The sequence below is a fragment of the Micromonospora yangpuensis genome (assembly GCF_900091615.1).
Classification (GTDB): Bacteria; Actinomycetota; Actinomycetes; order Mycobacteriales; family Micromonosporaceae; genus Micromonospora; species Micromonospora yangpuensis.
Window position 1 is genome coordinate 913,228 of record NZ_FMIA01000002.1, and the last position, 20,300, is coordinate 933,527.

General features: G+C 63.9%; 15 protein-coding genes and 1 pseudogene. 11 read left to right on the forward strand and 5 right to left on the reverse strand.

Annotated features, from left to right (window positions below; all coding sequences use genetic code 11):
* Window positions 1-14 precede the first annotated feature (14 nt).
* The 6 genes and pseudogenes from GA0070617_RS04405 (at window position 15) to GA0070617_RS04425 (ending at window position 6,274) form a co-directional block, all read left to right on the forward strand.
* The gene (locus GA0070617_RS04405; RefSeq protein ID WP_091434177.1) at window positions 15-365 is read left to right on the forward strand and encodes a winged helix-turn-helix transcriptional regulator; all 351 of its coding nucleotides are present in this window, start codon (window positions 15-17) and stop codon (window positions 363-365) included.
* A gap of 30 nt (window positions 366-395) precedes the next feature.
* Window positions 396-1,109, forward strand: a pseudogene (locus GA0070617_RS04410) (prepilin peptidase); the annotation flags it as partial.
* Between the two features lie 374 nt (window positions 1,110-1,483).
* Complete coding sequence (locus tag GA0070617_RS04415; protein ID WP_091434180.1) at window positions 1,484-3,547, forward strand: DEAD/DEAH box helicase family protein; 2,064 nt, start codon at window positions 1,484-1,486, stop codon at window positions 3,545-3,547.
* Between the two features lie 12 nt (window positions 3,548-3,559).
* On the forward strand, window positions 3,560-3,742 hold the full coding sequence (locus GA0070617_RS29610) for a hypothetical protein (protein ID WP_139135570.1): 183 nt from the start codon (window positions 3,560-3,562) through the stop codon (window positions 3,740-3,742).
* Window positions 3,742-5,805 carry an AAA family ATPase gene (locus GA0070617_RS04420; protein ID WP_139135571.1) on the forward strand — a complete coding sequence of 688 codons (2,064 nt, stop codon included), beginning with the start codon at window positions 3,742-3,744 and terminating at the stop codon, window positions 5,803-5,805. Before GA0070617_RS29610 ends, GA0070617_RS04420 begins: the two co-directional genes overlap by 1 nt.
* Before the next feature lies 1 nt (window position 5,806).
* The gene (locus GA0070617_RS04425) at window positions 5,807-6,274 is read left to right on the forward strand and encodes a DNA phosphorothioation-associated protein 4 (protein WP_091434184.1); all 468 of its coding nucleotides are present in this window, start codon (window positions 5,807-5,809) and stop codon (window positions 6,272-6,274) included.
* Between the two features lie 337 nt (window positions 6,275-6,611).
* On the opposite strand, the gene dndA is transcribed toward GA0070617_RS04425, so the two are convergent.
* Window positions 6,612-7,760, reverse strand: a complete 1,149-nt coding sequence (gene dndA, locus GA0070617_RS04430) for a cysteine desulfurase DndA (protein ID WP_091434187.1) — start codon at window positions 7,758-7,760, stop codon at window positions 6,612-6,614.
* Between the two features lie 161 nt (window positions 7,761-7,921).
* Here dndA and dndB point away from each other — a divergent pair, with 161 nt between their 5' ends.
* From dndB to GA0070617_RS04455, 5 genes are read left to right on the forward strand one after another with little or no spacing between them, the layout of a single operon-like run.
* The gene (gene dndB / locus GA0070617_RS04435; RefSeq protein ID WP_091434189.1) at window positions 7,922-9,061 is read left to right on the forward strand and encodes a DNA sulfur modification protein DndB; all 1,140 of its coding nucleotides are present in this window, start codon (window positions 7,922-7,924) and stop codon (window positions 9,059-9,061) included.
* On the forward strand, window positions 9,058-10,602 hold the full coding sequence (dndC, locus tag GA0070617_RS04440; RefSeq protein WP_091434190.1) for a DNA phosphorothioation system sulfurtransferase DndC: 1,545 nt from the start codon (window positions 9,058-9,060) through the stop codon (window positions 10,600-10,602). The genes dndB and dndC overlap by 4 nt, the downstream gene beginning before the upstream one ends.
* Window positions 10,599-12,575: a DNA sulfur modification protein DndD gene (gene dndD, locus GA0070617_RS04445; RefSeq protein WP_091434192.1), complete on the forward strand. Its 1,977-nt coding sequence runs from the start codon at window positions 10,599-10,601 to the stop codon at window positions 12,573-12,575. The genes dndC and dndD overlap by 4 nt, the downstream gene beginning before the upstream one ends.
* Before the next feature lie 7 nt (window positions 12,576-12,582).
* Window positions 12,583-12,978 (forward strand): DNA sulfur modification protein DndE, encoded by a 396-nt coding sequence (gene dndE, locus GA0070617_RS04450; protein WP_091434194.1) that lies wholly within the window; start codon window positions 12,583-12,585, stop codon window positions 12,976-12,978.
* Window positions 12,975-14,426: a DNA phosphorothioation-associated putative methyltransferase gene (locus tag GA0070617_RS04455; protein WP_091434196.1), complete on the forward strand. Its 1,452-nt coding sequence runs from the start codon at window positions 12,975-12,977 to the stop codon at window positions 14,424-14,426. Before dndE ends, GA0070617_RS04455 begins: the two co-directional genes overlap by 4 nt.
* 79 nt (window positions 14,427-14,505) lie before the next feature.
* Here GA0070617_RS04455 and GA0070617_RS31005 read toward each other — a convergent pair whose 3' ends face one another.
* The 4 genes from GA0070617_RS31005 to GA0070617_RS04475 all read right to left on the reverse strand — a co-directional run bounded on the left by GA0070617_RS31005 (window position 14,506) and on the right by GA0070617_RS04475 (window position 20,167).
* Window positions 14,506-15,447 carry an HNH endonuclease gene (locus GA0070617_RS31005; RefSeq protein WP_217628769.1) on the reverse strand — a complete coding sequence of 314 codons (942 nt, stop codon included), beginning with the start codon at window positions 15,445-15,447 and terminating at the stop codon, window positions 14,506-14,508.
* Window positions 15,448-15,457: 10 nt separating this feature from the next.
* Window positions 15,458-17,197 (reverse strand): ParB N-terminal domain-containing protein, encoded by a 1,740-nt coding sequence (locus GA0070617_RS04465; protein WP_139135572.1) that lies wholly within the window; start codon window positions 17,195-17,197, stop codon window positions 15,458-15,460.
* Window positions 17,198-17,561: 364 nt separating this feature from the next.
* Window positions 17,562-18,491, reverse strand: a complete 930-nt coding sequence (locus GA0070617_RS04470) for a hypothetical protein (protein ID WP_091434201.1) — start codon at window positions 18,489-18,491, stop codon at window positions 17,562-17,564.
* A gap of 140 nt (window positions 18,492-18,631) precedes the next feature.
* A complete protein-coding gene (locus GA0070617_RS04475; protein WP_139135573.1) occupies window positions 18,632-20,167 on the reverse strand; it encodes a hypothetical protein in 1,536 nt (511 codons plus the stop codon).
* Between the last annotated feature and the right edge of the window lie 133 nt (window positions 20,168-20,300).

Consider the following 20,300-nt stretch of genomic DNA (forward strand, 5'->3'; position numbering starts at 1 on the left):
GGGAGGGGAGGCGGATGGACGACGACCTTCACGTCGCGCACGAAGCGATCAGGCTGTGTGCCCAGCGGTGGACCCTGGAGATCCTCACGGCACTCGGTCAACGGCCGATGCGATTCTCGGAGCTGCTGCGCGAGATCCAACCGGCACCGAGCTCCAAGTCGCTCAACGACGCCCTGCGCCGGCTGCGCGACGGCGGCCTGGTGCACCATACCGACGACGCTGGTGCCGGCACCTACTCCCTGACTGCCGCCGGCACGCACCTGCTGCCGCTGCTCTCGTCGTTCATGCGCGAGATGCGGCGCTGGTCAGACACCTATCGCGACGGCTGTGCCCAGCCGACCGCCGCCGATACCGGACCGGCGTAGGCCCATCGCGCGCCGCGACAACCGCAGCCGATGACTCCTGCAGCGCTGGGGCTGGCGCTCTTCAGCGGTGCCCTTGCCGGCTTGGCGCTGCCACACGCGTACACCTGGCTGGTGACCAACCCGCCGGCCATCGCAGACTCGCCCGCATCCGGGACGGCCAGGATGGGCACCCCGCCATCCAGCCGTGTTCCGGCTAGGAGCGCGGTGACCACTGTGGTCCTGTCGGAGCTGTGTGGCATCGGGCTGGCTGTTATCTCTGCCGGCCTGGCCTGGATATTGCGCGACGCCCCCGGCGGCCTGCCCCTGCTGGCGGTCTGGCTGGTGGTGATGCACACCGGCGTGCTGCTCGCCGCCGTCGACGTCGCGGTCCGCAGGCTGCCCACGCCCGTGATCAGCGCCGCCGCCCTGACCGTCGGCGTCTTGTTGGCTGGCCAAGCAGCGGCCACGGGTCAGGCGCAAACGCTGGTCACCGCCGCGCTAGCCGTGGCCGCAATCGGTGGCCTGTACCTGGCCTTGGTTCTCGTGGCGGGCAGCGGAATGGGCCTGGGCGACGTGCGGCTGGCCGCGCTGCTCGGCGCGGCACTGGGCGCCACCAGCTGGCCTGCGGTGTTCCTCGGCAGCCTGCTGCCCTTCGTGCTCGCCGTTCCTGAAGCGCTGGCGCGCCTGGCGCTGCGCCGTGCACACAGCATCGCCTTCGGCCCTTACCTGGTCGCCGGGGCGCTGATAGCGACCGTGGTCGAAAGTAATCAGGCGCCAGCAGCGTGTGTTGCGTGCGCTCTGCACGTAGGCGGCAGGCCACTATGGGCAGGCAGGTTATGGCCCCACTGAACCAACTTGCTCTGGCCCCACCTGCGGGACTCCAACTTCCCTTGGCCCCACACGGCACCAATGCGTCGAGGGACCTTGTCGGACCCCAGCAGCGTTGCGCGACCCGACGTGCACGCGGATAGACTCCGCCTACGTACGATGAGGTACGGCTGCGGAGGAGCGCTGCTGCTCGAGCGCGTCAGTCGGGCCAAGATCAGCACGGGGAGCGCCCTGCATTGACCAATCACCTTACCGGTTCTGGGCTCCGCCGCGTTGGCCTCCGTGATCATTATCGAAGCTCCACAGATGACATGGTCAACGACTTCTATGGCCCATGCCTGGGTGCTTCGGTTCGATATGACCGAGCGGTCGGCTACTTCACGGGTACCAGCTTGGCGCTGGCGGCGCGGGGAGTTGAGCGGCTCGCGTTGAAGGGCGGGCGGATTCGGCTCATAGCCAGCCCTCATCTGACGCCTGAAGATGTCGAACAGATCGAGCTGGGCTATCAGTACCGAGAGATCATCGCGCAAGCACTGCAGCGCGAGCTCGGCCCCCAAGTCGAGCAGTCACCAGGCATGCTAGCGCAGCTGGGCTTGCTGGGACGGCTCGTTGGTCAAGGCGTTCTCGACATCCGCATCGCCGTAGTTCGCCGACAGAATCGTCTGGCGCTCTACCACGAGAAAATTGGTGTCTTCACCGACAGTCACGATGATGTTGTGGCCTTCACAGGGTCGTCGAACGAGACGGCGAGCGCCTTAGTCGAGAACTTCGAGTCCGTGGAGGTCTTCAGGGGATGGATAGAGGCTGACCACGAACGGGTCAGGCGAATCGCAGACCACTTCATCGGGTTGTGGGACGGGGTGACACCGAATGTTGAGGTCATCGACTTCCCCGATCTAGGCAAGGATCGCCTGCTACAGCTCGCGAAGGCCGCCGAGCAGCGTGGTCTTAAGGAAGAGCTGCCGGGCTTGGAGTCCGGGATCCTCATCGGTAGTCGGTCTGGTTCCTTTCCGCTGCCGCGAATGCCCTTGGATATGTCGCTGCGGGAGTACCAGAAGGATGCCATCAAGAAGTGGTTCAGCGCGAATGGCCGTGGCGTCTTCCAGATGGCCACTGGCACCGGCAAGACGCTGACGGCGCTCGCGGCATTGTCAAAGATGGCGGAAATCTACGAGAAACAGCGCAAGCCACTGTTGGCGGTGGTAGTGGCGCCGCAGCTCGATTTGGTCGATCAGTGGAAGGCGGAGGCGGCACGCTTCGGCGTACAAGCCTTGTGCTGTTACGACAGCGCCCGGGCATGGACTGATGCGGCGAACGCGTTGACGATCGGTCTGGCGTCTAGGACGACTGGGTTCGGCATGCTGATCACTACCAACGCGACCTTGGTTCGCGCGCCGTTCCAGGAGTTCCTGAGCCGGCAGAGCGCGCCGTTCGTCTTCGTGGCCGACGAGGCACACAACCTCGGAGCCTCGTCAGCGCTTGCGGCTTTGCCAGCGTCCGCGCCATATCGCATGGCTTTGACGGCGACTCCTGAGCGGTGGTTCGATCCAGCCGGCACTCGCGCGCTTGTTGAGTACTTCGGTGATCCGGTGATCGAGCTGGGACTGGCCGATGCGATCCGGCTCGGCGCGTTGTGCGAGTACGACTATTACCCGGTGCCGGTTCGGCTGACCGAGGAAGAGAGCGGGCTGTATGCCCAGCTCACTCAGCGGATTGGGCAGGTGTTCGCCTCCGGCGTCGAACTCGACGTTTCCGACAGCGAAGGTGCATCACAGCTGTCCCGGTTGCTGCAGCGCCGAGCACAGTTGCTCGCCCATGCCGAGGGCAAGCTACAAGCACTTCGTGAGCAGCTGCGACCGAGGGCGGACGACCGTTGGCAGCTATTGTACTGCGCGGAAGGGTCACCACCGCAGGGCGGCGAACGCCAGATTGACCAGGTGCAGCGGCTAGTCGGTGCAGAACTGGGCATCCCGAGCCACCCCTACACCTCCGAAGAGTCTCGGGATGACCGGCAGAACATCCTCGCCCGGTTCCGGCGCGGTGATCTCCGAGCGCTGGTGTCGATGCGGTGCCTGGACGAGGGTGTGGACGTGCCGGACGCCCGGCGTGCGTTCATCCTTGCGAGCACAAGCAACCCGCGGCAGTTCATTCAGCGGCGCGGCCGAATCTTGCGTCGTGCTGAGGGCAAGCAGTATGCGGAGATCGTTGACTTCATCGCAATACCCGACGGCCATGTGGACATGCAGTTGGAGCGCCGGCTGCTGCGCCGCGAGCTGGCCCGATTCTCGGACTTCGCCGCCACGGCGCGGAACGCCGGCGAGGCGTTGGCAACCATGCGACCCATCCGCACCGCGTACGGCTTGATGGACATCTAGGAGGAACAGTCAGTGGGCAGTGAACCGCGAACTGAACGCGAGGCTGTGGCACAAATAGCTGCCGAACAGGAGGATATCGTGCAGCAGCACATGAAGAATGTGCTAGATATATCGCGCCGCAGGATGCACCTACGTAACTTCTCACGCGGCCTGGTTGACCTGTACTCCAACGCGCTGGACAAGTTGGTTAAGTGATGAAGCTTATATCCCTCGAGCTTCACAACTTCCGACAGTTCGCCGGAACCCACAAGATCGAGTTCGCGACCGGGGATGACCGGAACGTCACCCTCATCTACGGGGCAAACGGCGGCGGGAAGACCACACTGCTCAACGCCTTCACCTGGGCGCTGTATGGGCAAACCTCCCTGGACTTCGAGCAGCGAGACCGCTTGGTGTCGGACTCCGTGTGGGACGACGCCGCAGGCGACGCTGTGCTGGAGACTAGCGTCGCCGTGGCCTTCGAACACAACAATGTGCACTATCACCTCAAGCGTCGAGTGACCACCCTTAAGGAGGGCGGTCGTGAACAGCTACCACATACGGTTGACGTGCAACTCGACAGCATGGAAATGAATGGGGTCTGGAAGAAGGTAGATCCGTGGGGTGACTCCATCGCCCAGATTCTACCCCAGGACTTGTCAAAGTTCTTCTTCTTCAACGGCGAAAGAATCGAGCAGCTCGTACAGCCGAAAGCTTACGCCGAGATCCAACTCGCGATCAAGACGCTGCTCGGTTTGGAACAATACGAGGTCGCCCTGAAGCACCTACCCGAATTGTCGAAGCGCCTCCGCGCAGAGTTGCGGAAACTCGGCGGTACGCAGGCCAGTAACATCGTCAACGAGCAGGATGAAGTTCGTGAGGCGATTGACCGCCTGGAGGACGAGCGTCGACGACTCAACGGTGAACATCGCCACTTGGGCGACGAAAAGGAACAAGTGCTGGGCCTGCTGCGCGCAAACGGGCCGGCGGCGGAACTGCAGAAGCGCCGAGATGACCAGGAGCGCGCGTACAACGCGGCCGTGGAGCGGCAAGCACGGGCGCGAGAAGCACGCCGAAATCTTCTAAGCCGGCAGTCCTATAAGGTGTTGCTGGCCAAGCTGCTCCCGGATGTGGAGCAGGCGGCTATGGGTCTTCGGGACCAAGGGCAGCTGCCCGCTCCTCTCAAGCGCCAGTTCGTGGAAGAACTCCTGAACACCGGGACGTGCATCTGCGGCACCGCGCTACGGCCGGGGGCTGAGCCGCACGCGCATGTTGAGCGGTGGCGGGCCAAGGCCGGCCTCGCCGAGGTGGAAGGCGCCTGGCAGCAGCTGCAGGGCCGTATCGGAGAGGTCCGTGACGTTGCCGCTGGCCTGCCTGAGCAGCTGCGGCAGGTCAATGCCGACATCGCGACGGCGATCGAGGACGCACGGCAGGCTGCCGCCATCGTCAGCGACGTCTCGGCGCAGATCAAGAAGTTGCCGGCAGAGGATGCCCAGCAACTTGAGAGCCGTCTCACGAAGCTTGACACGCAGATCATCGACAACAGGCGCCGCGTGTTCGACATCGAGCGCCAGTTGAAGGAGAAGGACGATCGGGCGGCGGAGCTTCGCAAGTTGTTGGCGAAGGTTGAGATAACTGACAAGCAAAGCGCCGTGATCCGTCGTCGTATCGACGTCAACGACTCCGCACATGCTGCGTTCCAAAAAATGTACGATACTGCCTGCGAGTTCGTACGCACCCGGTTGGACCGTCAAATTCGAGACGTTTTCTCACGGATCGCGGTCAAATCGTTCTACCCGGAACTCAACTCCTCGTTTGAGCTGCACCTGTGGAAGGGGTCGGGTGACGACCGATTCCCAGCGCCGAAGTCCACCGGAGAGAACCAGATTCTAAGCCTCTCCTTCATCGGAGCTCTGGTGGCGCTGTGCCGCGAGCGCGCGAAGGAGGACGAGAACACGAAGTTTCTCGGCCACATGGGCGGCTTGTACCCCATCGTGATGGACGCCCCGTTCGGAAACCTGGACAACACCTATCGCCAGCAGATTGCCCAGGCGCTGCCCAACCTGGCCTCGCAAGTCGTGGTGCTGTCCAGCGCCGCGCAGGCCGAGGGGGTGGTCGCCGATGAACTTGAAGGACGGGTCGGCGCCAAGTATGTGGTCACGATGAAGACGACGAAGACCGATATCAACAGTGAGCGCCTCGTCCTCGACGACAAAAGCTTCGACTACGTGGTGCCTGCTGCGGATTCGGACCACGCGACCATCGAGAGGGTTCGTTGACATGGGTGACCCGCGGGTTCGCCGGCCGGCCGACAAGGCCGAGTTGATCGCTCGCCTCGCCGAGGGGAACGGCTCTGTCTTCCCTTCCATGCGCGACCTCTTCGTGTTCGCCGCAGCGCTGGGCAAGGTGGACGAGCGGCGCCGACCGCTGACGCGCGCCGCGAAAGACCCGATCCGGTTGGACCTGTTCCGCACCGATGCGGGCCACGAACTGCTCCTTCAGTGCCTGGCCGTGCTAGCACATCCAAACGATGCCGAGATCCTGCGGGAAGACCGAGTGGACGAACGCATCGAGATCTTCGAGGAGTACGTGAACGGTGGTCTAGAGCTGCTGCAGGAGCACCTGGACGCCGGCAAGCTCAAGACCGACGACGAGGTGATCGTGGCAATGCTGAGCGCCTACTTCGATCACCACGATGGTGGCGACGATGTGGATCTGAGTCAGTTCGCCGATGATCTTGGACTGTAGGCCCCGTCGAGGGCTTGTAGTGCTGCCGGTGCCCAAACATCCGACGCCGAGAGGCTGCGGTCGGCCCGCGACAACGGCGGGTCGGCCCCATCCTCGCCACGCTGCCCCGGCCGTTCGGTGCGGGTTCAGCGCTACAGGCCTGTCGGGCTACGTCCGCCGAACGCCATGCCCTCGTCCCTACGAACGCCCGGCTGTGAAGCCCACCGCCGGCCACGTCGACGTTCTGGCCGCCGACGCCGCGACCTAGCCTCGGGTCGTAGCGAACGCCCATACCGATGAGATCAAACCATCGCCCATGCGGCCTGGGCCCAGCCCGGCGCACGCTTCGGGTGGAGTTCTAGCTGAGCAGACCGCTGAATGCTCCGCTCAGCGCGTCCCAGTCCGGCTCCGGCGTCAAATGAGACCACGAGAACCGCAGAGCGCCTTGGACGCGGTCGGTGGACAGGCCCATCGCCTCCAGGACGTGACTCGGGGCGTAACTGTGCGAGGTACACGCCGAGCCGTTCGAGATCGCCACGACGGGCTTCAGCGCCAGCATGACGGCCTCGGAGTCCAGGTATCCGCCATGTCCGTTCGGGATCGATACATTCAGTGTGCTCGGCAGCACATGATCCTGGTCGCCATTGAACTCCGGATCAAACGGGGCTAGGGCTGCCATAAGGCGGCTCCGTAACCTTTCGCAGGTTCGGCGGCGGTCACGCTGATCGGCCACGGCGAGGGCGGCGGCGGTGCCAAGCCCAGCGATCAACGCGACTGCCAACGTGCCGGCGCGAAGCCCTCGCTCCTGACCGCCGCCGTACTGCAAGGGGCGAAGCGGCGGGCGGACGAAGCCGCGTCGCCGCGCGATAAGGGCGCCTACGCCCTTGGGAGCGTAAATCTTGTGGCCGGATACACTGATTAGGTCGATACGGGATTGCCGCAGCGGTTCGAGTTCCTTACCGAAGGCTTGGGCGGCGTCGACATGCAGGAAGGCGTCATGGTGATCCATAGCGGCCGTGATGTCGGCGAGGGGCTGCAGGACGCCGGTTTCGTTGTTGGCGTGCATGATCGAGACGAGCAGCGTGTCGGGACGAAGGGCACGGCGGAGATCGTCGGGATCGACCCGGCCAGAAGTGTCGGCCTGCAGCAGAGTGACGGTGAAGCCTCGTCGACGTAGTTCGTCGACGGGCTCGAGGACAGCTTTGTGCTCGATCGCCGTCGTGATGACGTGCCGGCGACTCGTGGCCTTGCCGTGATCAACCAGGCCCAGAAGGGCGAGATTGTTGCTCTCGGTCGCACCGCTGGTGAAGATCACCTCATCGGGACCGGCATCGACGACGGTGGCGACCTCCTCCCGCGCGGCCTGCACGCGGCTCTTGGCCGTCTGCCCATAGCCGTGGGTGCGACTGCCGGCGTTGCCAAAGTCACTGACCAGGTAGCGGGTCACCTCCTCGACAACGCGCGGTTCCAGAGGGGTCGTCGCGGCACAGTCGAGGTACACCGGCATCGACTCCGGCTGACCTGCGGTAACGGCAAGCCGCGAGGGCAAGGAGGTGGATCGTCGTGGCACGCCACCACTGTACGGGATCAGCGGAGGGCTGGTACGTACGTAGCCATGCCCTGGTACGTGTTTGACTTACGTACCGCGTTGTCGTAAACCTGTACGACATGTCGACCTTGGCGCAACGCAGGCCGTCCCCCGTCGCGGAACGTCGAGGGGCCTTCGAATACGTCTTCCCCGCGATTCGCGGAGTTCAAGCTCAGCGTGAGTTCTATGTGACCATGTGTCCGCTACGACTCATCCCACGGCTGTTCGTCTTCGACGAAGAGGAACTCTTGCCGGAGTTGCGGGCTCAGCGGACCCTGAACCGTGCGAGGGTGCCCGACATCGCCCGCTACATCTTGGAAAATCAGGACACGTATACATTTTCTGCGCTGACCGCTTCCGTCGATGCCGACCTTCGCTTTGAGGGATTTGAGGGCGACGGGCCACTTGATCGCATCGGCACGCTGTCGATTCCAATGTCCGCCAAGTTCGTCATCAACGATGGCCAACATCGCCGCGCCGCCATCGAAGAAGCCCTGCGGGAGAATCCAGAACTGGGCGACGAGAGCATTGCGGTCGTGCTGTTCCTCGACCTCGGTCTCAGCCGGTGCCAGCAGATGTTTGCCGACCTCAACCGGTACGCGATCCGCCCAGCACCGTCGCTGAGTGTGCTGTATGACCAGCGTGACACCCGTGCATGTATCGCGCGGCAGGTCGTCTTCGAGTCTCGTGTACTCACTGACCTTGTAGAAACTGAGAAAAGCAACCTGTCGGTCCGGTCCCGCAAGCTTTTCACCTTGTCGGCCGTCTTCACCTGCACCAAGGCCCTGCTCGACGGATTCGACGACCTCCCTTACGAGAAGCAAGCTGGCATCGCGCAGGATTTCTGGACCGCGCTCATCGACTATTTCCCTGACTGGAAGCGCGTCGCGCAGCAGGAAGTCACCGCCGGGGACATCCGCCGTGACTTCCTTCACTCGCACGGCATCGCCCTGCACGCATTGGGCAAGGTCGGCAACCGGTACGTGTCACCCACTTCATCGCTCCAGGTATGGCGGAAGAAGTTGGCCCCCCTGCGTGAGGTCGACTGGTCGCGGGCGAACCGAGCCATGTGGGAAGGCCGGGCACTGGTCGGCGGCAGAATCTCCAAGTCAAGCGCCAACGTACTCTTGACGACTAACGCTCTGCGCGGCGTGCTCGGACAAGAACTAAACGAGGAAGAACAGCTCGCCGAGAAGGCATTCATGGGAGAGGGTCAATGAGTCGCGGCAAGCCCACGCCAAACTCAGTCTTCGCTGCTGACGGATATTCGGCGGTCATCGAACGGCTGACCACCGAGATCCAGGAGTTGTACCTCACCGACCACATCCCCTGGGTGGTCGGCTACAGCGGGGGCAAGGACTCAACCGCGGTGCTGCAGCTGGTCTGGTTGGCCCTCGCCGGCTTGCCGGCTGAACAACGCAAGAAGCCGGTGCACGTCATCAGCACTGACACCCTCGTGGAAAACCCCGTCGTCGCCGCCTGGGTTGCGCGTTCTCTCGACGTCCTGGCCGACGCAGCCCGCACCGCCGCGATGCCGATCACGCCGCACCGGCTCACCCCTAGTGTCGAGGACTCCTTCTGGGTCAACCTGATCGGCCGCGGCTACCCGGCGCCTCGACCCAAGTTCCGCTGGTGCACCGAACGGCTCAAGATCAACCCGTCGAACACGTTTATCCGGAACGTCGTTCGTGATCACGGCGAGGCCATCCTGGTCCTCGGCACGCGCAAGGCCGAGAGCGCCGGCCGCTCCAGCCGCATGACCAAGCTCGAAGGTCGACGCATCAGGGACAAGCTGAGCCCGAACGGGAACCTGCCCAACTCGCTGGTGTACTCGCCCATCGAGGACTGGAGCAACGACGACGTCTGGATGTTCCTCATGCAGACACCCAACCCGTGGGGGTACTCGAACAAGGACCTGCTGACCATGTACTCCGGGGCATCCGCCGACGGCGAATGCCCCCTCGTCGTCGATTCCAGCACGCCCAGCTGCGGCGATAGCCGATTCGGCTGCTGGGTGTGCACCTTGGTCGACAAGGACAAGTCGATGTCCGCGATGATCCAAAACGACGACGAGAAGGAGTGGATGCTCCCGCTGCTGGCCCTGCGGGACGAGCTGGACGCCCCCGACCGGACGAAGCGGGACTTCCGCCGCATGAATGGCCGCATCCAGCTGTTCAACGACGACCTCATCCACGGGCCCTACACCCAAGAGGCCCGCGAACACTGGCTCCGCAAGCTCCTGGAGGCCCAGACCTACATCAGGAAGACCGGACCGGACAACGTCCGCGACCTCGAGCTCGTTTCCGCTGCGGAGCTCGAGGAGATCCGCCGCATATGGGTCATCGAGAAGCACGAGTTCGAAGACCGGCTCCCGGTGGTCTACCGGGAAGCCACCAAGAGTGACTACCCAGGCAAGGCGATGGATGATCACTTGCCGCTCAACGCCGACGACGTGCAACTACTGCGCGACCTGACGGAGGGCGACCGCGTCCATTTCGAGCTTGTGCGAGAACTACTCGATGTCGAGCAGAGGCACCGGACGATGACTCGTCGTGCCGGGCTGTTCGACGCTTTGGAAGGAGCGCTCAAGCGCGGCTTCTACACCGATGCCGCGGACGCCACCGAGCGCGCCCTGCGCCGGCGCGACCTGCAGGCTAAGTCCAAGGAGCCGGCCAGCGACCCGCACGCAGGGTTGTTCGGCATAGCCGAAAGCTTCACCCGACCAGTCGACGCCATCGACGAGGAAGCCGCACATCAGTGATTCTGGACCAGCTCACACTCGAGAACGTCGGCGTCTTCGCCGGTCGTCACACCCTCGACCTGACCCCGCCTTCGTCCCGCAAGCCCGTGACGATGGTCGGGGGGTTCAACGGCAGCGGTAAGACAACCATCCTGGAGGCCATCCTCTTCGCGCTGTACGGCCCCCTGGCCCGATCAGTCTCCGGGCGCGCCCGCGGCTATGACTCCTATCTGCGGCAACTAGTCCACCACCGCGGCACCGGACCGTCCAAGGCGGCGGTCGAGCTGCGCTTCCATGCCTACCGGGAAGGCGAACGCTTCGACTATCGCATCCACCGAAGCTGGCAGATCCGCGGCAAGTCCGTCACCGAGGGAACCGCAGCCTACCTGAACAACGTGCTGGACAGGGATCTCACGGACCGTTGGGCCGAGCACGTCGAAGCGTTCATGCCCCGCGGCATCGCCGAGCTGTTTTTCTTCGACGGCGAGAAGATTGAGACGCTGGCGGAACTCGACAATGCCCGCAGCATGTTGCGCACGGTCATCGGTGCGCTCCTCGGGCTGGACCTGGTCGACCGGCTCGACACCGACCTGGGCGTCATCGAACGCAACCACCGGAGGCAGTCCGCTGCCGGCGACAAGCAGATAAACCTTGACGAGCTGCAGCAACGCGTCACACAGACACGTGCCGTCGAAGAACGCCTTCATCAGGACCTTGCAGCCATCCGCGTCCGGGTCGAGCGTGCCGCCAAACGCCGCCACGAGCAGCAGGAACGTTTCCGTGTCGAAGGTGGTGAACTGTTCCGGCGTCGTAAAGACCTCGACGAAGCACGCGACAAGGCGACCGAACGACTCAAAGCAGCCGACAAGCAGCTACGCGACCTCGCCGAGGCCGCCGCGCCTTTCCTGCTCGTCCCAGACCTCATCGATGAGGTGATCGAACAAGCCACGGCCGAGGTCGAGTCCGCCCAGATGAACCGCCTCGCCGGCGTGCTACGCGACCGCGACCGCGACATCATCGAGCGACTTCGAGGCATGAAAGTGGGAGCTGCGGCGATCGATGACCTCGACAAGTACCTCGCAGAGGAAAGGCTGCATCGCACCGCCCGCGCCAGCGCCACGGACATCACCCAGCTGACCGCAGATGACCTGGTCCACGTACGGGCGATGCACGAGCACGATCTACCTGATATTCGGCAGCGTCGGTCAGCGCTCCTACGGCAACGGGACCGGGCCACCGCCGATCTAGAGGACAATCAACGGCAGTTGGCGGCCGTACCGGAGGACGAAACTGTCAAGCACCTGCAGGAGGACCTCGATGCGGCTGTTGCCGACGAGACCGCCGCGCAACGCGACCTCGACCGTGCCGAGGCTGATCTCACTGCCGCGCGTGCCGCCGGAGCCTCCGCCATTAAGGCGTACGAGTCAGCGCTCAAGAAGGCCACCGACGCCGCCCTCGAGCGTGAGGACTCGCAGCGCGTGCTGGCCCATAGCCAACGGGTCCGCAACACCCTCGCTGCGTTCCGGACGGAGGCCGTTAAGCGACACCTTCGCCGCATCGAGCGCCTCGTCCTGGAGTCCCTGCGCAGCCTGCTCCGTAAGCAGGACCTGGTCGCTGACCTACGCATTGACCCTGAGACCTTTACCGTCAGCCTTACCCGATCCGACGGCACCGACCTCGCACCCCAGCAATTGTCGGCCGGCGAACGTCAACTGCTCGCCGTCGCCCTGCTCTGGGGCTTGGCTCAGGCATCCGGCCGTCCCCTGCCGATTGTCATCGACACTCCTCTAGGACGCCTCGACGGACAGCACCGCGAGCATCTGATCCGCCGGTACTTCCCGCACGCGAGCCACCAGGTCATCCTGCTGTCAACCGACCAGGAAATCGACGAGGCAGCCTGGAAGGAACTCAAGCCCACCACCGGCCACGCGTACCACCTCGACCATCCATCCCACAGCACTGGCACCTCCATCCAGCCCGGCTACTTCTGGTGAGGACACGATGACCATCGAACACATCCGTTTGAGCCAGACCGCCAAGGATCAACTCATCACTCTCAAGCGGCGTACCAACCTCACCCAGTGGAACGTCCTGTGCCGGTGGGCGTTTGTTCGCTCACTCGCCGAGCCCACCATCCCGCCGAACGCGAGGATCGTCACCGACAGCAACGTCGAGATGAACTGGCGTACGTTCGCCGGCGCACACGGGAGCCTGCTGTGGGCGCTGCTACGGGTTCGCTGTCACCGCGACGGCATCCCCTTGGACGACGAGAACCTCGCGCAGCAGTTCCGTCTACACCTCCATCGAGGAATCGGCTACCTCGCCGGCGATCGGCAGTTACGCACCATCGCCGACCTCATCAACCTCGACGCAACCCGATCCGCCAAGGCCGCATGACCCCCATCGCCCGGCACAAGACAGCGATGACAAGGCTATCGCTGTCGAGGCCCTTGGCCACCGCCGTCGACGACGCGATCGTCCACACCGACGTGACAGTCTTCGACTACGGATGTGGACGCGGCGGTGACCTTCAGCGCCTCACCGAACTCGGCATCAGCTGCGCCGGCTGGGACCCCGGCCACCGCCGCGACGCCGAGCGTCGTGCCGCTGACGTCGTCAACCTCGGCTACGTCCTGAACGTCATCGAGGACCCCGTCGAACGCGCGGAAGTCCTGCACTCAGCATGGGCTCTGGCTCGAAAGGTCCTCATCGTGTCCGCCCGGCTCGTCTGGGACGCCAAAGGGTTGAACGGGCGGGCGGTCGGCGATGGGATCCTCACCACGGCCGGAACATTCCAAAAGTTCTACACCCAGCAGGAGCTGCGTACATGGGTGGAGTCCACCCTCGCCGCCCCAACCCTCGCAGCCGGCCCGGGGGTCATGTACGTGTTCCGTGACCCGGCAGATGCCCAGTCACTACTCATCGATCGTGTCCGCCGGACCGCAAGAACCCCCACGCCTTGGGTCAGCACCCAACTCTTCGACAATCACAAAGTGCTGTTAACGCCTTTGATCACTTACCTCACCGAACGAGGACGCCTTCCTCGGGCCGGAGAACTACCCGAGGCCGATGCGATCAAGCGACAGTTGGGAAGTATCGCGCGAGCCCACGCCGTTATCGTCAACGCCACCGGAGCGGAGAAGTGGGAGCAACACCGCCTCCACCGCGCCGAAGACCTACTGGTGTACGCAGCCCTCGCACTTTTCGACCAACGGCCACCCTTCACCCACCTACCCAAGCCCGTCCAGCACGACGTGCGAGAGTTCTTCGGCACCTACAAACAATGGTGCACCCGGGCCGACAAACTCCTCATCACCACCGGCCAGCAGCAACGCCTCGACCTGGCCATCTGCGCCTCGCCCGTCGGGAAGCTGACCCCCAGCGCCCTCTACGTCCACAGCTCGGCACTGGGCCACCTCCCGCCCTTGCTGCGAGTCCTCGAAGGATGCGCCAACACTTTCGTAGGCGCCGTGCCCGGCGCGAACTTGGTGAAGCTACATCGAGGTCAGCCCGTCGTCTCCTACCTCAGCTATCCCACGTTCGATGCCGATCCGCACCCCGTCCTTGCAGGATCGGTTATCGTCAACTTGCGTAAACTGGCAATCGACCTCCGTGACTACCGGCGGGTCGATAACCCTCCGCTGCTGCATCGCAAAGAGGAGTTTCTCGCCTCTGACCATCCCCGCCGCCTTCAATACGAGCGTCTCACGGCTTCCGAAACTCGCAATGGCCTGTACGCACACCCGGAGCGCATCGGTACGCTCAAGGGCTGGGAAGCAACACTGCGAGAAGTTGGTGTAGAGATTCGTGGGCATCGTCTCTACCGCCGCCATACCAGCAGATAGTTCAGCAGAGCTAAAAGAGTCAACTGAGACTCATCAAACCCATCCGACGCAGCATGCGTTGTGACGGCGCCCGTGCAGGTTATAACCGATTGACCAACAATTCTCGCTTGACGAACCGGTACGCCTTCCACGTGTCGTGAACCGCACAGAAAACCTTCATGTTGGGCGGCGTGAGTGCTCCATGTTCGAACCATGGGGCGATGCGCAACTCACCATCTTCTAGGCCGGCTCCACAATCCCGGTTCTCACACTTGTGCCGAAGGCTCACTACACGCAACGTCCACAGCGGGCGCGGAATGGTTACCCAGCCGAGCGCCGGGTGGCAGAACTGATCTGACCACGATTGAGTATCGTAGATGCTGGTGTAACGACCCTTCGCGATGTTGCACCATCCGCACGCCAACCGCAGGTTGTCTAGGTCGTTGCTACCTCCGTCCGCCAAAGGGAGTACATGGTCAATTTCGACACTGACATGCCGAGGTTTTACTCTCGCCCGGACAAAGTCGGTGAGCACCGGGGCGGGAACCGCGCGACGAGTCCTACCGGCGATGAAGTTGTCCCTGGCTGCCGCACTGAAGCGAAATCCACACAGATAACAGTGAGGGCGGCTCATCGACTCCCATAATTCGGTTCTGATAGACTTGGACATTCGAGCACGCGCAGCTAGTCGACGTGCATTTACCTCGCGCCACGCTAACTTGCTCAACTCCTTCCAGGCGTCTGTTGCCTCCTCACGCGGCACGTCGTGCAGAAGGTCGAGCACACCGGGCCGAAGGCGCGAAGCAAGGTCGCTGAAACTTAGTGAGGTGTCGGCCGCGTACCGCGCCGGATCGACCAGCCCATCCAGGAACCAGCGCGCGTAGGCGCTAGCGATATCGGCCTTGAGCAGCGCTTCCCTCGGACCATAGACGCGTGTTGGCACAGTGAAGGCGGCTAGCGAGTCAACAACATCACCGGACCATTTAGATTTGTTGACCTCTACCGCCTTCTGAAGGAAGGCGACGAGGTTTGCCACGCTCACCAGCGCCGACCTAGAACTGAAAGTTACTCAGCGGAGGGAGCCGGTCCGGGTTCTCTCGATACTCAAACCAGAGTGTCGCCAACTCCTTCTTCACTCGGTCGTTGTCTTTTTTGTAGCCATTAAACTCCCAGTGGCGGTTGAAGTATTTACGGCCCCTCTCGGGGCTAATCCAGTCATTAAAAGCCGCGTCGACATCTGCACGCGAACTCAAGGTTCTTCTCGCGTTGTGTAGGAACTTGAAGAAGTCAGCAGCAAGGATAGTGAGGCTTACTTTGTTGTAAAGATTGCTGTCCCTCGTGCTTCCCCATGCATTTGGCGCTGCCGGATCCGTATCGGCGAAGTCGTCGCGTACGCGCGTGTAGAAGTGTGCAAAAACCTCCAGCCATGGCCCCTCCGACGCACCCCAGATCTTCTTACGTTCTCTCTGCGTGGTGGCGCCCGCCACATATTCAGACTGGGGTAGGCACTTCTTGCACCACAGCGCGGCATGGTCATTCTTGAGACCGTACTGGCGACCTCCGGTCAGATCCCGGAAGATTCTGATCAAACCGCGGAGCACACTCCACTGAAGGGAAACGTTCCGGTCATCGTTGACACCCGTCTTGACGAGACCATAAAAGGGACTGTTCGGGTCTCGGGTCAGATACGCGATTGCCCGAGAGTCATCGAACTTGATCTTGGCGTCTCGGAGGCGCTGCCCGATCTCCTCAACCTCATGATCGCCGAGGCTCGTCGCGACGATGGTTCCCAGCAGAGCGTCCGACAACGGCGTCGCCTTCTGGTTTACCACCACGAACTGAAAGACGTGTTCAGCCGGACTTGGATCCATCAGGAGAGAAACCGGGAGACGGCGAGACTGTTCCCGCAGGATCAACTCGTTGACGTTTGCAGGCGCGACGCCCTCCTCGAGGGATGCGAGCACGCGATCCTGATTGGCGTCGTCGTTAGCCTTGATTTCGGCCGCTTTGACAGCTCCGCGTAGGCGATGCTGTCCATCGACCAACACAACAGGCAGGAGATACGCCAGCACCGCATCCCTGTGGAATCCGAGCAACTCGTCATCAGCACCGTCGAGCCCCGTGCGCCTCAGCACCTCAAGTCGGGCTAAGACCTCAAGATAGAAGTCCGTGAGGTTGGTGCTCTCGGACAGCATTGTTGCGGCGTTCCAGTTAGGTCCGGTGTCGGTGCCCTGCCCGGCAGCCTCTTTGTCATCGTCGTCCTGGCTATCGTCCGGATCGTCTCCTTCGAGGGTGGAGTCGCCGGCTTCACTCGGCAGCCGGTGCCCGTAGTCGCTCTGGACCTGGGCGATCAAGTCCGCAATACGTTCATCCTCCGGCGTTCGATCAGCTAGATGCGGGAAGCGATTCCGCAGGTGTGCCGCGAGCCCTTGGAGAAGCTCTAGCATGGACTGTTCACGAAGGCCGTCAGTCCGGATGACGATGTCACCGAACTGAGTCTGCTCGTTGCCACCATCCCCTGGCTCGAACGAGACGTTGGCAAGGTCCTGCTGTGCGGCAAGGAGCGGGTTCTGAACCACATTGCGCGGATCACTAAAAAAGGCTGCGATCTCATCAACGCGGTCGTCCGTCTTGTCCCGCTGGAAACCGATGTTCTCGTGGCCCTCGACGCGCAGCCGCTGCGGAACCCCCGCCCATTTATCGATGTCGACCGCCGGCGCAGAGAACAACACCAACGGCTTTCCGCCATCCGCCTGGTAGGTGCGGTACGCGGGGTATCGGTACTCAGGCAACGAACTTGCTCCTCTGGACACGGGACGGTGCCGACAACCTCACCACTGCAGGTGCCTCCAAGTAAACCTGCCCCCCAGCATCCCAAAGCCGCCGTGTCGCGTCCACATAGCCCACGGTCGTGACCTCAGTGCACGGAGGGCGCCCCGCAATGTCCGGTGTCGCTTGGAAGCCAGGCCGCCGCCGCGCCACCGGCAACTGCTTGCTTATCTGTGCAAACCATGGTTAAAGGTCGAGCTTGCTCTTGGTGCCCGAAGGCAATCGGGCGCAAGTAACCCATCGGCCCCAAATCGGCGGGCGGTCACAGTCGCTGCCCTGCCCGCTCAGCGCGGGGACAACATCACGGTCCATGTCGCGCAGGGGCGTTCACCACCAGCGGCTCCTGACCTTGATCTCCCGCACGGGTATCTCGGAGGGGTGCAGGGGACGTTCGACCACGGGGCGCATCGTGTGGGGTGTGATGCGGTCGCGTTCGTGTTCCTCGGCGAACCGGGCGGCCTGTTCGTGTTCGCCGAGGGTGTCCAAGGCCTTGAGGAGGTCGGTTACCAGGATGTCGAGGCGGTGGGTTTCGGCTTCGGCGGCGAGGAACCGTTCGTGGTGGGTGACTGCCCGGTGGCCGCACCACTGGCGTAGTAGTTCGTGACGGGGCCGGTCGTGGCGGCGGTACCAGTCGTACTCCCATTCCGGTGTCGTCGACCGGTTGTCGCGGCCGACGCGGTGCTCATCGCCGAACTTGCATTTGCGGCGGGACTGGGCTTCCTGCTCGATGACGAGGTCGAGGACCTGGGTCGGATGGGCGTGGCACGCGGCCTCGACCAGTTGGAGGGTGCCGGCCGGGGACAGGATGGTCCGGCCGTCGTGATCGAACCATTGAGCCGAGGCGAGGATGTCGTCGACTGGGCCGCCGATGATCTCGCTCAGCCGGGTCCTGTCGTGGATGTTGGTGGCGCATGACACCGGGGACCAGAGCAGTTCGGCTACGTTATCGCTGATTAAGAGGCCGAAGATCTCCTCGACGCAGGCTTCCTCTGTATGGTCGAGGCTCAGGTCGTCGATGCGTTGCCAGTTCGCCATCAGCGCGTCGAAGGTCCCGACCTCGCTCCACGGCACCCGCAGCCGCGACCCGGGGACCTTCTCCACCCGTTCGTCGGGGTCGTCGAGGAATCTGATCTCGAGGCGGGCGCTGGTCTTCTTCGGCTCGACGGCCAGGATGCGGACGCGTTCGGACGGTGCGTGGTCCGACTGCCGGTAGGCCCATTCGTCGCCGACCGTGAAGTGGGAGGGGTCGATTCTCATCCAGCCGTCCTTCGGGTAAGCGTCGCTTGTTGCGTGGTACCGGGTCGTGCTGGCGGTTCGCGCCGCGATGGCGGCAGGTCCCGGCGCAGGCTCGTACACATTCGGCCGGACTGTGGTGGCGGTTGAGGTGTCGACGTACTTCAGGCGCCGCTGTCGAGCAGCCCGTGGTGCCACGATTCGGCCTGTCGGCGGATGCCAGCGTGAGCCTGCCGGTCGTGATCAGGGCGGTGCTCCTTGCGTGGTCCGTGAGGGCTCCAGTCACCGAGGAACGGGCGCAGGTCGTCGGGTCCGGGCTCGGGGTTGTAGTTGATGTCAGCCAGCACGCGGGGATTGCGGATGGGGTCGATCCGGTCGGCGGCGGCCCTGCCCCACGCGACCCAGCTGGCGAGGTATCCGCCGGCGCCGGTCCGCCCCTCGGCCGCTTGTTCGAGGGCGGTGCAGAAAGCGCGGATGTCAGCTGCGGTGGACCACGCCTGGTAGGCGTTGCGGAAGGTTTCCGCGCGGATGTTGTCCGCAGCCCGGACGCGGGCGTCGGCCATCGCGGCGCGCCATTGCGCGAGGGTGGCCTCCTCCTGCCGTCTGCGCTCGGCCGCGGCTTCCTCCTGCCGCCGCCGGTGCTCGGCCTCGGCCTTCTCCCGCGCGGCTTCGGCTGCCCGCCGTTGCTGTTCGTCGGCGGTGACGCCAGCCTCGAACCCTTGGATGATCTGCGCCACGCGCTGTTCCAGACGTACGCGTGGGGTGTCGGTCCAGGTGTCCCGGTTGTCGTGGCCGGCCCGGGTGATCTCCAAGCGGAGCCTGCCGGAGTCGACGACGTCGAACTCCGCGGGTTTCATCCACGGCCGCAGGCGCAGCACCTTCAGCTCCTCGGCGGTGGGTTCGTGCGGGACCTGGTCGCGTTCCTCGGTCAGGGTGACTGTGCGTCGGACCTGCCCGGCCTGGAGGAACATCCGCGGGTGTTTCGCCTTGGTGTTGACCCCGAGCCGGTGCCCACGTCGGGCCGCCTCGCCGGCGAGCTGCCGGATCAGCAGTAATGCTCGGGGCAGTAGGTCGGAGCTGACGGCGAGGTTGGTCGGATCGGCCTCGAGGGCGCTGAACGCCAGATGCGGGTCGGTGGTGACACGTCGGGTGTTGAGCCGGATCCGGTTCCAGTCGGTCTCGTCCGGGCCGGCGTCGGTGTACAGGCGGATGACGATGTCGCCGGCGTCGCGGCCGGTGTGGCGCAGGTGGTGACCTGATGGCACAAGTCCCTGCTGCTTGAGCGCGTGAATGATCCGGCGGTACCGGGCCCGCGTTCCGCTGTCGGGGCTATCGATACGGACCATGCCGCCCTCGTGCTGTAGGCGGTCGAGCAGGTCGCGAGCCGATCGCAGCAGGTCCGCCGACGAAGCGCCGCCGGTGTTGTCGCCGGGTGCCGGCGTCTCGGACCGCGGGAGGGAAGCACGGTGGTCGGGATGATCGGGATGGTGGCCATGCTCGAGGTAGAAGCGACCGGCGTCGGTCGAGGACGCCTTCCACACCCCTGCCTTGCGTGTCACCGTCACCAGGTTCCGGTCCTGGAGCGCGCGCGCCGACCTGCGGTACTCGACGCCGTCCGGGCCGCTGAGGTCATCGCCGCCGTGGATCCGGCGAAGCAGGTCGAGCTGCCGCTCATTGAGCGAATCCCATCGCTGCACCAACCGACAGTAAGGGGCGCGGCGTACTTGATGGAGCTGGACACGGCCGTATATGGCAGCCCCGGTCCGAGAACGAACCGAACTGGTCGGCTCCGCCTGAAACTGACCCGTGGTTCCGGAACCCGCCCGATCAGAG